The 12,941-nt window shown below is 65.2% G+C and carries 10 protein-coding genes; 6 read left to right on the top strand and 4 right to left on the bottom strand.

Going from position 1 to position 12,941, the window contains the following annotated elements:
• Both OJJ21_RS23615 and OJJ21_RS23610 read right to left on the bottom strand, forming a co-directional pair.
• The gene (locus OJJ21_RS23615) at positions 1–522 is read right to left on the bottom strand and encodes an N-acetyltransferase (protein ID WP_297690408.1); all 522 of its coding nucleotides are present in this window, start codon (positions 520–522) and stop codon (positions 1–3) included.
• A 294-nt stretch (positions 523–816) separates the two neighbouring features.
• Positions 817–1,764 (bottom strand): LysR family transcriptional regulator, encoded by a 948-nt coding sequence (locus OJJ21_RS23610; protein ID WP_297690407.1) that lies wholly within the window; start codon positions 1,762–1,764, stop codon positions 817–819.
• A gap of 106 nt (positions 1,765–1,870) precedes the next feature.
• On the opposite strand from OJJ21_RS23610, the gene wrbA reads away from it, so the two are divergent.
• Positions 1,871–2,470: an NAD(P)H:quinone oxidoreductase gene (wrbA, locus tag OJJ21_RS23605; RefSeq protein ID WP_297690406.1), complete on the top strand. Its 600-nt coding sequence runs from the start codon at positions 1,871–1,873 to the stop codon at positions 2,468–2,470.
• A gap of 57 nt (positions 2,471–2,527) precedes the next feature.
• The gene (locus tag OJJ21_RS23600) at positions 2,528–3,259 is read left to right on the top strand and encodes a pirin family protein (RefSeq protein ID WP_297690405.1); all 732 of its coding nucleotides are present in this window, start codon (positions 2,528–2,530) and stop codon (positions 3,257–3,259) included.
• On the opposite strand, the gene OJJ21_RS23595 is transcribed toward OJJ21_RS23600, so the two are convergent.
• Positions 3,260–5,689 (bottom strand): DUF3772 domain-containing protein, encoded by a 2,430-nt coding sequence (locus tag OJJ21_RS23595; protein ID WP_297690404.1) that lies wholly within the window; start codon positions 5,687–5,689, stop codon positions 3,260–3,262.
• Between the two features lie 198 nt (positions 5,690–5,887).
• On the opposite strand from OJJ21_RS23595, the gene OJJ21_RS23590 reads away from it, so the two are divergent.
• The 4 genes from OJJ21_RS23590 (at position 5,888) to OJJ21_RS23575 (ending at position 11,323) form a co-directional block, all read left to right on the top strand.
• Complete coding sequence (locus OJJ21_RS23590; protein WP_297690403.1) at positions 5,888–7,312, top strand: FAD-dependent oxidoreductase; 1,425 nt, start codon at positions 5,888–5,890, stop codon at positions 7,310–7,312.
• A 19-nt stretch (positions 7,313–7,331) separates the two neighbouring features.
• Positions 7,332–8,759 (top strand): HAMP domain-containing sensor histidine kinase, encoded by a 1,428-nt coding sequence (locus OJJ21_RS23585; RefSeq protein WP_297690402.1) that lies wholly within the window; start codon positions 7,332–7,334, stop codon positions 8,757–8,759.
• Positions 8,760–8,895: 136 nt separating this feature from the next.
• Complete coding sequence (locus OJJ21_RS23580; protein ID WP_297690401.1) at positions 8,896–9,420, top strand: hypothetical protein; 525 nt, start codon at positions 8,896–8,898, stop codon at positions 9,418–9,420.
• A 55-nt stretch (positions 9,421–9,475) separates the two neighbouring features.
• Positions 9,476–11,323 (top strand): adenylate/guanylate cyclase domain-containing protein, encoded by a 1,848-nt coding sequence (locus OJJ21_RS23575; RefSeq protein WP_297690400.1) that lies wholly within the window; start codon positions 9,476–9,478, stop codon positions 11,321–11,323.
• A 3-nt stretch (positions 11,324–11,326) separates the two neighbouring features.
• Here the strand turns inward: OJJ21_RS23575 and OJJ21_RS23570 are convergent, their stop codons facing one another.
• Complete coding sequence (locus OJJ21_RS23570) at positions 11,327–12,802, bottom strand: 3-hydroxyacyl-CoA dehydrogenase (protein WP_297690399.1); 1,476 nt, start codon at positions 12,800–12,802, stop codon at positions 11,327–11,329.
• Positions 12,803–12,941: the final 139 nt, after the last annotated feature.

Below are 12,941 nucleotides of genomic sequence, written 5' to 3'. Positions count from 1 at the left end.
TCAGGCCGCCGCCTTCTTGCGGCCCTTCGGCGGCTTGCCGACCATGCCGGCCACGCCCTGCAGCGCGTTGGCGGCCAGCTCCATCACCTGGAACCGTTCGCGCTCGACCCAGCCCGGCATCTCCAGCCCGCGATCGGCAGCGCCGACGAAGCCGAAGGGTTCGTAATAGGGCCTGTCGCCGACCAGGATGCACAGGCCGTGGCCGAGCCGCGTCGCCGTATACAGGCTGTGCCGGATCAGCGCGCGGCCGAGGCCCTGGCCCTGGTAGTCGGGATGCACCGCCACCGGGCCCAGCATGATCGCCGGCGTACCGGCGTCGCCGATGGCGACCGGCCAGTAGCGGATCGAGCCGAGTACCCCGCCATCCTCGTCGCGCACCACGAAGGCCAACGGCTTAAGATGCGCCACGCCTTCGCGCAGCCGGTAGACGGTCTTGCGCGTGCGGTCCGACCCGAAGGTGAGATCCAGCAGGGTATCGATCTGGGCGGCGTCAGCCGGCCGCTCGGGCAGAATGGGGTACATGACTTTGCTTCCAGCAACGATTTCGGACACCAGAGGCGGACGGGTGGCCTTAGCCTTCCGTCCGGTTGGCCGGTTCGTGCTCATGTCGGAAGCAGATGTCAGTCGGGGATCAGATGGCGACAATGACCCAGCTTCAGCGCGCACAAACGGCCGTTACGCACCGCTTTCGCATCATTTGCGTTTGCGGTGCGCTCATACGGGCTCGTCGATGTCGCCACTGGCGGGTCATGACACAAAGTCCTGTTTGGTCGCGGAAATCGATTAGCATAGCCGCTTCGGAGCGTAAACCCGGTTTCACGAGGATTTCATATCTGCCCGCCGGGCTGTGTCTGCCAGAACACACTCCCAGGGCGGTTCCGGGCCGAAACGGTTGGCATAGAAGTCGATGAAAGCCCGTACCTTCGGGGTCAGGTAGCGCTGCGCCGGATAGACCGCGTAAATCCCCAGCGGCGCCGGCTCAAAGGATTCGAGCAGCGGCACGAGTCGCCCGGCGGCGATATCGGGCCCGGCGATGAAGCTGGGCGAGCGCACGATGCCATGACCGGCAACCGCGGCATCGCGCAGCGCATCGCCGTTATTGGCCAGCAGACGGCCCGAGACCTTCACCGCATAGGGTCCGCCCGGCCCCTCGTAATGCCAGGTATCGGGTTCGGGCAGGTATTTGTAGAGCAGGCATTCATGCTGACGCAGGTCATCGGGTTTCAGTGGCACGCCGGCCTTGCGCAGGTAGGATTCGGAGGCGCAGGTGATCGGCCGCACCGGCGCCAGACGCCGCGCCGTCAGCGTGGAATCAGCCAGATTGGCACCGATGCGGATGGCGACATCGACCTCCTCTTCCAGCAGGTCGATGGTGCGATCGTTGAAGGTGAGATCGACCTTCAGTTCCGGGCAGAGTGCCAGCAGCTCGGGCAGCAACGGCGCCACGTAGTTCAGGCCGAAACTCATCGGCAGGTTCACGCGCAGCAGGCCGCGCGGCAGCGCCTGCAGATTCTGTACGGCGGCTTCGGCCGCTTCGGCTTCCAGCAGCACGCGCTGGGCATGGTCCAGCACGATGCGGCCGGTCTCGGTCAGCGACAGTTTTCGAGTCGTCCGCTGCAGCAGTTGGGCGCCAAGCCGCTGTTCCAGCCGCGACACCTGCTTGGAGACGGCGGATTTCGACAGGCCCAGAACCTCGGCCGCTCCGCTGAAACTTTCCAGTTCCACCACCCGGGCGAAGATGGCGAGATCGGCAAGATGATCCATATTGTTTCTCACAGGAAACAATCATATTCCAAATACGACATTGTTTCAATTCAGGAAAAGCTTACTTTCGCCTCAACACCAACCCGCCCCAACTGGAGAAACGACAATGACCAAGATTCTCGTGCTGTATCATTCAATGTACGGCCATGTTGAGAAAATGGCCGAGGCGGTCGCCGCCGGCGCCCGGGAGGTTCCCGGCACCCAGGTGACGATCAAGCGCGTGCCCGAGACCATGCCGGAAGAGGCCTTCAAGAAGGCCGGCGGCAAGTGGGATCAGGCCGCTCCGATCGCCGACCCGGCCGAGCTGGCCGATTATGACGCCATCATCTTCGGCACCGGCACCCGTTTCGGCAACATGACCGGGCAGATGCGCAGCTTCCTCGACCAGACCGGCGGCCTGTGGGTCAAGGGCGCGCTGGTCGGCAAGGTCGGCAGCGTGTTCGTCTCCACCGGCACCGGTGGCGGCAACGAAACCACCGCGAGCAGCTTCCACACCACTCTGCTGCATCATGGCCTGGTGATCGTCGGCCTGCCCTATGCCATCCCGGAAACCATGGACGTCAGCGCGGTGAAGGGCGGCTCGCCGCTCGGCGCCGGTACCATCGCCGGCCCGGACGGCAGCCGTTCGCCGACCGAGGTGGAACTCAAGACCGCCCGCTTCCAGGGCAAGCATGTGGCGGGCATCGCCGCCAAGCTGAAGGCTTAACCTTACGCACTGCGGCGACGGCTGGGATAATATCAGCCGTCGCCGATGGAGGTTTCCATGATTCATGTTGTTCCTTTTGATGATCTCGGTCGCATGAATGTCGACTGGCTGAACAGCCGGTTCCATTTCAACTTCTCCGGTGTCGAGGCTCCGATGGGCTACGGCTTCGGGCCGCTGCGGGTGTGGAACGATGACGAAATCGCGCCGCATTCGGGCTTCCCGATGCATGGCCACCGCGACATGGAAATCATCACCTATGTCACCAGGGGCGCCATCAGCCACGAAGACAGCCTGGGCAACAAGGGCCGGACCCCGGCCGGCGATGTGCAGGTGATGTCTGCCGGCACCGGCATCATGCATTCGGAATACAATGCCGAAGACGAGCTGACGCATCTGTTCCAGATCTGGATCCAGCCGCGCCAGGCCAAGCTGAAGCCGCGCTGGGACCAGGCGCAATTCCCCAAGGCCGATCGCGCCAACAAGCTGGTGCCGCTGGCTTCGGGCGAGGAGCCGGTGCTATCGGCCAACCCCGGCACGCTGCTGATCCATCAGGATGCCACGCTGTTCGGCGCCCTGATCGAAAAGGGCCAGAGCGCCACCTATGAACAGAAGCCCGACCGCATGGGCTATCTGGTGGTGGCCGATGGTTCGGTGACGGTGGATGGCCAGCAGGTCGCCACCCGCGCCGGCGCAGCGCTGGTGGGTGACGGCAAGATCGAGATCACCGCCGTCGATGGCGCCGAAATTCTGCTGTTCGATCTGCCGCGTCCGACCGGACGCCCGAACTAACTAGACTTCCGTCTGCGGAGACTTTGGGCGGCCCGGCTCTGAAGAGTGCAGGCCGCCCAAAGCTTTTTCCAGCCGATCGATATCGGCCAGGTGCAGCATGGCCGGCGCACCATAAGGCAGGCCGACACCACTTTCCTTCAGGCATTTATGGATGGCAAAACGCAGATCACTCTCGATCATGTGCCGTTTTTCCACATCCGCGATATGGCCGCGCAGCGCGAATAGCAGCGTGCCGGCGCCGAAATCGCGGAAGATCACCTGCGGCTCCGGCATGCTGAGGATATCCGGATGGCCTTTCAGGCAATCCAGCAGCACATCGCGCGCTTTCTCCAGATCGGCCGCATAGGACAGGCTGACCGCGACATCGACACGGCCCAGCCGGTTGCGATGCGTCCAGTTCATCACTGGGCTGGAGATCAGCTCAGAATTCGGAATGATCACCGAGGCGCGCGGAAAGGTTTCGATTTCGGTCGAGCGCACATTGATACGCCGTACGTAACCTTCGCGGTCGCCGATCACCACCCAGTCGCCAACCTTCACCGGCCGTTCGATCAGCAGGATCAGGCCCGAGACGAAATTATTGACGATATTCTGCAGGCCGAAACCGATGCCGACCGACAGCGCACCCGCGATGATCGCCAGATTGGACAGATCAAGGCCAATCACGCCAACACCGGTCACCAGCGCGATCAGGTAGCCGACATAAGTCAGCCCGGTGACCATGGAATTGCGCACGCCGGGATCAATCCCGCTTTGCTGTTCCAGCCGGTTGTTCAGGCCGCCGCTCAGGAAGCGGGTCAGGCCGATGCCGATCACCAGAACCACCAGGGCCGCCAGGATATTGCCCAGCGAGATCGTGACCGGACCAATGGTGACACCATAGAAGAGTTCGAGCATATAGCCGATCAGCGTCGCCCGGCTGACACCCCAGGCAAGGGCGAGACCGATCAGCAGCAACGCGAACAGCACAATGTCGGCCAGCAGCCCGAGCAGCAGCTGGCTGGTCGTGCTCATCGGGCCGCTGAGGCCCAGCGTCTGGCGCCAGCTGCGGAAGCGGCTTTCCGGATTGTCTGCCAGATGGGCCAGTCCGTCGCGCACTGCACTGCGCACCAGGGCATAGGCGCCCAGGGCCAGGGCGCTGCCGAGCAGGCCATAGGCCAGAAAAGCGGCAAAGCCGTAATACCCGAGCAGCACCGCGCCGAGCGCGATCACACTGAGCCCGAAGATCAGGCCGGCGAACAGGCGCAACGGCCGCATGTCTTCGCTCAGCGGCCGCCACAGCCGCGGATCTGAAAAGGCCAGATTGGAAGCCACGAGAAACAGCGCCACGGCAGCGATGACCATGTCGCGGCCGGCGGTGCCGAAATCGGGAACGCGCGACGGCCCCACAAGTATCGCAATCAGCACCATGCCGATCGAAAAGGCCGTGACGCGGCGCTGCAGCTTGCTGCGCTGCGGCTCGGGCAGCGGGATCAGCGACCAGGCCGCATGATGCGGAGCCAATGTCGCCTGCGCCAGACCATGCGCCAGCAGGGCTATGCTGACCGCCTGCATCAGCATGTACATCATGCGGCCGACCAGGCCGGTGGCCCAGTCGTTGCCGACCAGCACGGCATAAGTGGCCCAGAGCACAACCAGCGGCATCGCCGTATGGCCGATCAGCACGGTGAAGGCCGCAATCGTGCGCCGCACAGCCGAAGGCTCCCCGCTCTCGGGGCGTATGCCGTAATGCTGCCGCAGCCAACGCTGCATCGGGATCAGCAGCGCGGCCGACAGAACCGCAACCATGATGATCTGCAGCAGCGTCGTGCTGCCTGATCGGCGACCGTCATCCGCCTGCCACCATTGTGCCGGCGCGGCCATTACCGGGGCGGAGACTGCCTTGATATCCTCGATGCCATTGCGCCAGAAATCCGGATTGAACGGCGAGGTGCCGCGATAAAGCAGCTGTCGGGTAAACTGACGCCGCGCTTCGTCGGCCACTTCATCCTGCAGGGCGACGATGCGCGTCAGCGCCAACTCGGCCTGCTTCACGCTGTCCTGCACCGACTGCAGACGCACGGCAAGCTGGCGCCGCGACTCCGTCACTGCCGGTGCTTCACGCGGCTGCCCGGATGCCGGGGCCGGACCTAAAGCATCGAGCTGCGTTTGCGTCGTCGCCACCGCCTGCTTGAACTGGTCGCGCTCGGCACTGGCATTCACGCGCAGCCGGTCGAGATCGGCACGCAGCGAGGCAAAACCATCATCATCCATGCGCGGATCGCGCAGCTGCCGGGTAATCGCCAGCAGCGCCGCGTTCCAGTCTGTGGGTGTGAGAGCGCCGGCCTGGGCAGGACCTGCAGGTTGCGCCGGCGCTGACGGAATCGCTGCAAATGTCAAACACAGCAGCACGGCAAGGCGAAACAGAAGTGCAATCGGTCGTATCGTCATGGTGGGCATGGCCAGAAGATGAAAGGCAGAGCAACAGGCTTGCACCCCGGATGCGCAGCATGTCGCCCAACCTATAGCCTAAACAGGCGTTAATTGCTCTCTTTGCCGCGCCATTGCGGCAAAAACGGGGCGGCCGGCATCGGACCTGCCCCGAGTCGATTGCTTGACTCCGGGCACATCACTGTCTTTGCTGCATTCATGAATGAGCGGATCGACTGCGATATCGCCGTAATCGGCGCCGGTGCCGGTGGCATCACCGTTGCAACCGGCAGCGCCCTGCTGGGTGCGAAAACCGTGTTGATCGAACGTGGTCGCCCGGGCGGACAGCGGCTGCATGCAGATCTGCCGTTGCAGGCCCTGGCCGCCGCCGCCGCCCATGCCACGAACTGGCGGGATGCCGCCGCGTTCGGCATCCGGTATGAAGAACCGGATATCGACTTTGCCGCGGTCATGCGGCGTACCAAGTCCATGATAGCCGCCCAGGCGCCGAATGACTCGTTCGAGCGGCTGGCCGCTTTCGGCATGACAGTCTTGCAGGGCGAGGCCCGCTTCACTGCACCCGATACGCTTGCCGTCGGAAACACGATTGTCGTCGCCCGGCGGATCGTCATCGCCAGCGGTGCGCGGCCCGCCATGCCGGCTATCCCCGGGCTGGATGATATTTCCTGCCTGACGCCGCAATCCACCTTCGACCTGACCGAACGGCCACTGCATCTGCTGATTGTCGGCGGCGGCGGAACCGGCGTTGCCTTTGCCCAGGCCTTTCGCCGCATGGGCGTCAAGGTCACGCTGATCGAGCGCCAGCGTTGCCTGTCCCGTCACGATCCGGAACTGAGCGATCTGGTGATCGATGCATTGCGCGCCGATGGCGTCACCCTGCATGAGCAGACCGAGATTGCGCAGGCCGAGAATTCGGTACCCGGCATCGTACTCACCCTGCGCCATACCGATGGCAGCAGCACGCGGATCGCCGGCTCGCATCTGCTGCTCGCCACCGGCTGGGAACCCGATTCGGCAGCTCTCAACCTCACGGCTGCCGGCATCGCCTCCGGCCCACGTGGTATCGACGTCGATCGCCGGCTGCGCACCACCAACCGACGCGTTTTCGCCCTTGGTGCCGCCATCGATCCGCAGGCCACCACCGCCATCGCGCTGCATCATGCCGGCGTGGCGCTGAAAAATATCCTGCTGCGCCTGCCGGTGCGGGCCGGGCGCGATACCGCCGCCAGCCTCGTGGCCTGCGATCCCGAGCTCGCCTGTGCGGGCCTGAGCGAATCCGAAGCCCGGCGCCACCACGGCAGCATTCGCATCCTGCGCCGTCCGTTTGCGCTGAACGAGCGGGCGGTGGCCGAAGGCCGCAGCGAGGGTCTGCTGAAGGTGATCACCACCCCGTTCGGCCGCGTTCTGGGGGCCGCCGCCGTTGGTCCGCAGGCTGCCGAGATCCTGCAGCCCTGGGCCCTGGCGATCGGCAAGGGACTCGGGATCGGCGCCATGCAGACGATGATTGCCCCCTTCCCGGCGCGCGGCAGCACCGCGGCGCAGGCCGCCACCGATTTCTACCGTCCGAAACTGTTTAGTCCGCTGAGCCGGCGAATCGTGCAGTTCCTCGCCCGTTTCGACTGAGACGCTATAATACTGCGTCATGACTGCCGACCCTGTCCCCTCGACCAACCAGTCACGGCTGCCTCGCCCGCCCGCGGTCGCCAGCCTGTCCGGCCGTCTGCTGGTCCTTACCGTCGGCTTCACCATGCTGTCGGCCGTGCTGATCTACCTGCCGGCGATGAGCCGCTTCCGCATCAGTTATCTGGAAGCGCGCATCGAACTTGCCGACCAGGCGGCACTGGCGTTGCTGGCGGCGCCGAACGGTATGGTCAGCGCCGAACTGGAAGACGAGCTGCTGCGCAATGTCGGCGGCAAGCTGGTGGCGATGCGGCGCAAGGAATCGAATGCTCTGATCCTCAGCGACCGTCAGGAACTGCCGATGCTGGGCAAGCCGGTCGACCTTGCCACTCAGCAATGGTGGGAAGGCATCGTCAATGCCGTGATGGTGCTGACCAAGCCGGCCAGCGAGTATGTCCGCGTGCTCGGCCCCTCGCCGCGCGATCCGCATACCCGCATCGAAGTGGTGCTGCCGACCGCGCCGATGACCGATGCCCTGCGCGATTTCTCCTGGCGGGTCTTCTGGGTGGCGATGCTGATTTCCGTCTTCACCGGCAGCCTGGTCTATCTGAGCCTGCAATGGCTGCTGGTGCGGCCGATCCGTCGCCTGATCGGCAGTATCGTCGGTTTCCATGCCGCGCCGGAGGATGCGCGCCAGATCATCCGCCCGACGCAGCGCCGCGATGAACTCGGCCTGGCCGAGCGCGAATTGCAGATGATGCAGCAGGACCTGCGCCAGGCCCTGACGCAGCGCATGCGGCTGGCACAGCTCGGCATCGCCGTCAGCAAGATCAGCCATGACCTGCGCAACATGCTGGCCTCGGCCCAGTTGGTCTCGGACCGCCTGGCCGCATCCGACGATCCCACCGTGCGCCAGGTGGCGCCGCGGCTGGTCGGCTCGATCGATCGTGCCATCGCGCTCTGCGCGCAGACGCTGCGTTACGGCAAGGCGGAGGAGCGCGCCCCCGAGCCGTGCCAGATCGCCCTGCACGATTTCGTGGACGATGTGGCCGCCGCGCTCGGACTGCCCGACGGCACCGGCATCCGCTGGCATAATGCCGTGCCGGAAGACCTGCCGCTGTTTGCCGATGCCGAGCATCTTTACCGTGTGCTCAACAACCTGATGCGCAATGCGGCCCAGGCCATGCCGGAGGGCGGCGATCTGCGCATCGCCGCGGCCATGGATGCAAACGACATCGTCATCGAGGTGGCTGACAGCGGCACCGGCCTGAGTGAGGCGGCACGGGCGCATCTGTTCGAGCCCTTCCGCGGCGGACGCAGCGGCGGCACCGGCCTTGGACTTGCCATCGCCCGGGAGCTGATCCGCGCCCATGGCGGTGACCTGGAACTGGTCCGCACCGGGCCACTGGGTACCACCTTCCGCCTCCGCCTGCCCCAGCCGGTCCGTTAAGCTGCGGTTATCCGGTATGGCTAACGCGTTTTAACCATATCGCTTAACTGGATATTCAATGGACTGGGCGCGATAATGGCGTTGCCAGAATGGCAGACAGGCATCCGTATGGATGCCACACGCAGGAGAGAAGCCCATGCGTCAGACGATCCGCATCTTGCTGCTGCCGGCCCTGCTGGCCGGCCTGCTATCGGCCTGCTCGGACCAGCGCGGCGACCTGACGCCGTTTACCCAGAGCACCATGGTCGGCGTCGGCTATGAGGTGTTCAAGGCGCGTGTCGAACGCCGGCTGGAAATGACCTGCAACCTCGAGAACATCGTTACCGAGGGTGCCTATTGCGTCAGCAACTACAAGCCGACCGACCGTCAGGAAGTGTTCTGCTTCAAGACGCTCGGCAGTGTGGACTGCTACGCCGAACCCGATCCCTACTCGCTGGAAGGCCGCCAGCTGCCCGGTCCGCCGCGCACGCTGGCCGATCCGCGCATGCCGATGACGCCGCCGGGCCGCCGCCCGGTGCCGCAAATCGCCACCGCGCCTTATGACAGTTACAATTCGGGCTATAGCGAACCGGCCACTATGACAGCCCCTGCCGATGGCCCATCGCCGGCCAGCAGCAGCATGACCGAACCTGAACCGGATCCGGCCACCCGGCCCATGTGACCGGCGCCCCGCCGGAGCCTCTTGTCAAAAACCCTATCGTGCTAGCTTCTGCCGCATGCAGAAGCAGCACGAACGTGTCTGGACCTGGGACCTGCCGGCATCGCCGGCGGCGCTCTGGCCCTATCTGTCCGACACCGCCCGCTTCAATGAAGCCGCCGGGACGCCGCGCTACGCTGTCGAGGAGATCACCCAGCCGGATGGTTCGGTGCAGCGCCGCGCCACCGCCAGTTACAAGGGCGTTGCGGTCGAATGGGATGACCCGCCATTCGAGTGGGTGGTCGAGCGCGAATTCCGTCAGTTGCGGATATTCCGCCGCGGCCCGCTGGCAAGCCTGGGGCCGATGCTCAGGCTGGAAGCCAGGCCGGAAGGCGGCAGCCGGGTCACCTATCGGCTGAACGGCACGCCGCGCGGCCTTGTCGGGCATCTGCTTTTCGCAACCGGCCTGCTGGACAAGATCGGCCAGGGCCTTGAGGGCATGGTGCGCCAGGCCGCCAGCTTTGCTGCCGGCGAAGCCGCGATGCCGTTTGCCTATACGCCGCCGGACCTGACCCCGGAACAGGAGGCACGCCTGGCCGGCCTGACCAGACAAATCGCTGGCGGCGCCTATCATCACGATCTCGCCGACCGGCTGGCCGGTCATATCGCGGCTGCGCAGGAGGTCGACCTGATCCGCATGCGGCCGCGCAAGCTGGCCCGCGACTGGCAGGTGCCGGTACGGCATGTGGCCGAACTCTGCCTCGAAGCCACCCGGCTCGGCCTGCTCAGCCTGTCCTGGAACCTGCTCTGCCCGCGCTGCGGCGGCGCCAAGGCCACGGCAACGACGCTGGAGGATTTGCCCAAGCAGGCGCATTGCCCGTCCTGCAATATCGCCTATGACGGCAGCTTCACCCGCAATATCGAAATCAGCTTCCGGCCGGCCGCCGCGATCCGCGCCATCGGCGACGGTGAATTCTGCATGGGCGGGCCGCATGTTTCGCGCCACATCCTGGTGCAGCAAATCCTGGCACCTGGCGAGCAACGGCGGGTGACCGCAACATTGCCAGCCGGCGAATACCGCCTGCGGACACTGGAGCCCGGCGGCGAATGCGTTACTACCTGTGACGGCGGCGCCTTTCCGACGATGATCGCTGAGGATGCCGTCGCGCCGGACTTCACGATCCGGGCGGAAGCGGGCGATACCATCGGCGGCATCGTGCTCCGCAACCACAGCAGCCGTCTGCTGACCTTCGTGATCGAGTCACGGGCCTGGCGCAGCGAGGCACTGACCGCACATGAGGTTACGACCCTGCAGGCCTTCCGCGACCTGCTGCCGGATCAGGTACTGCGCGCCGGCGAGGATGTCGGCATCGACAGCATCACCCTGATGTTCACCGATCTGGAAGGCTCGACCGCGCTCTACGAGCAGCTTGGCGATGCCGCAGCCTATCGCCTGGTGCGACGGCATTTCGGCGTCCTGGCCGAAATCATTCGCGAGCATGACGGTGCCCTGATCAAAACCATCGGCGATGCGGTGATGGCGGCCTTCGCCACACCCGAGCAGGCGGTGCGGGCGGCGCTGCGCATTCACGACCGTATTGCCGCCTTCAATGCCGACTATCGCCAGGAAGCCGCCGCAGACGGCCGGATTGCCGATGCGGCCATCGGCCTGAAAATGGGACTGCATGGCGGCCGCTGCATCGCCGTCACGCTGAACGAGCGGCTCGACTATTTCGGCAGCACCGTGAACATGGCTGCCCGCCTGCAGGGGCTCAGCCATCGCGGCGAGGTCATCCTGTCCGAACAGCTGGCCGCCGATCCGGCGGTGGCCGAGCTGTTGCAGGATCGCACACTCAGCCGGGAAAGCGCCGTGCTGAAGGGCTTTGACCGGCCGGTGTCGTTTGTCCGGCTCACCGCGCGCAGCTGACGGCTAATCTTCCGTCAGAGCCGAAAGGCCCAGCAGGGCACGGCGGCGCAGCCACAGGCTGGGCCGGTAGCGGTCATCGCCGGTAATGTCCTGCAGCTGGGTCAGCACCGTGTGCACGGTTTCCAGGCCCATCGCATCGGCCAGGGCCAGCGGCCCGAACGGATAATTCAGGCCGAGCGTCATCGCCTTGTCGATATCGGCCGGGCTGGCCACACGGATCTGCGCCATCTCGCAACCCAGATTGGCCACCATGGCGGCGATACGCTGGCCGATGAAACCCGGGCTGTCATGGATTGTCACCACGGCACGGCCGGCGGCATGCAGGCGGGCCACCACGGCATCGAACAGGTCGCGGCGGGCACCCGGCGCGCGCATCAGGGTCAGGCGCTTGTCCAGCTTGCCGGCGATATCGAGGGCGAACAGCCGCCGGTGATCCAGCTTCAGCCGTGCCGCATAAGTCGAACAATCCTCGCCCAGGGGCGCGCAGAGGATGGCGCTGTCGCCGTCGTCGAAACCGCTGACCTCCAGGCCGAGGCTGCGCAGCAACTCGCCCAGCGCCTCGTCGTCGGCATCGGCCAGCACGACGCGCCCGGCCGGAGCCGCCGCGGTCGTCGCATCGGCCGGCGGCACGACACCCTTGCCGGCCTCGTCATAGGCAAAAAAGCCCTGCCTGGTCTTGCGACCGAACTGTCCGCTTTCCTTCAGCAGCTGGTGCAGTGGCGCGGTGGCGAGACGGCGGTCGTAGAAATAGCCTTCGTGGATGATCTGGCTGACCGGGAAATTGACGTCGATGCCGGTCAGGTCCATCAGTTCGAAGGGGCCCATCTTGAAGCCCCAGTTATCGCGCATCACCGCATCCACCTGCGCCGGAGTGGCCACGCCTTCCGACACGATGCGCAGGGCTTCCTGCGTATAGGCCCGGCCGCCCAGGTTGACCAGGAAGCCCGGACTGTCCTGTACCACCACCGGCAGCCGCCCCATCCGCTCGCCCACCGTGACCAGGGTGGCGATCGTGGCATCGCTGGTGCCCGGTGCCCGGATCACTTCCACCAGTTTCATCAGCGGCACCGGATTGAAGAAATGCAGTCCGGCGATCCGGTCGCGCTGCCTGCAGGCGGCGGCAATACTGGCGATCCGCAACGACGACGTATTGGAGGCCAGCAGGCAATCCGGCCGCACGATGGCTTCAAGCTGACGGAACACATCCTGTTTGATTGCCAGGTTTTCGACGATGGCTTCGACCACCAGATCGGCCGCTTTGAAAGCGTCGAGAGACTCCGCCACGCTGAGCCGGGCCTTGGCGGCCTCGGCAGCGGCGCTTTCGAGACGGTTCTTGGCAACCATCTGGTCGAGCTGGGCGAAGATGGCATCGCGGGCTTTGGCCGCGGCGCCGGCCATGGCGTCGAACAGCAGGACGGTCATGCCGCCGGTCATACCGACCTGGGCGATGCCCCGCCCCATGGCGCCTGCGCCGATCACGCCGACGGTTTCAATTTTTTGCCCAGTTTCCGCCACAATAAACCTCCGGTTTTCGCGGCAACATCCTGCCCAGACAGGCCTTGATCCGCAAGCCATCGCACCCCACATCTTCGGTGTCCGGATGCCTCTGAGGGTCCGG

The sequence above is a fragment of the Ferrovibrio sp. genome (assembly GCF_025869515.1).
Lineage (GTDB): Bacteria > Pseudomonadota > Alphaproteobacteria > Ferrovibrionales > Ferrovibrionaceae > Ferrovibrio.
The sequence above is the reverse complement of the archived record's forward strand: the minus strand, read 5'-3'. Positions and strand labels throughout refer to the sequence as shown.

What these genes read in the sequence shown, in the direction of transcription:
- OJJ21_RS23615 (WP_297690408.1), bottom strand. Translation starts at nt 522, where the DNA reads ATGTACCCCATTCTGCCCGAGCGGCCGGCTGACGCCGCCCAGATCGAT.
- OJJ21_RS23610 (WP_297690407.1), bottom strand. Translation starts at nt 1,764, where the DNA reads ATGGATCATCTTGCCGATCTCGCCATCTTCGCCCGGGTGGTGGAACTG.
- wrbA (WP_297690406.1), top strand. Translation starts at nt 1,871, where the DNA reads ATGACCAAGATTCTCGTGCTGTATCATTCAATGTACGGCCATGTTGAG.
- OJJ21_RS23600 (WP_297690405.1), top strand. Translation starts at nt 2,528, where the DNA reads ATGATTCATGTTGTTCCTTTTGATGATCTCGGTCGCATGAATGTCGAC.
- OJJ21_RS23595 (WP_297690404.1), bottom strand. Translation starts at nt 5,689, where the DNA reads ATGACGATACGACCGATTGCACTTCTGTTTCGCCTTGCCGTGCTGCTG.
- OJJ21_RS23590 (WP_297690403.1), top strand. Translation starts at nt 5,888, where the DNA reads ATGAATGAGCGGATCGACTGCGATATCGCCGTAATCGGCGCCGGTGCC.
- OJJ21_RS23585 (WP_297690402.1), top strand. Translation starts at nt 7,332, where the DNA reads ATGACTGCCGACCCTGTCCCCTCGACCAACCAGTCACGGCTGCCTCGC.
- OJJ21_RS23580 (WP_297690401.1), top strand. Translation starts at nt 8,896, where the DNA reads ATGCGTCAGACGATCCGCATCTTGCTGCTGCCGGCCCTGCTGGCCGGC.
- OJJ21_RS23575 (WP_297690400.1), top strand. Translation starts at nt 9,476, where the DNA reads ATGCAGAAGCAGCACGAACGTGTCTGGACCTGGGACCTGCCGGCATCG.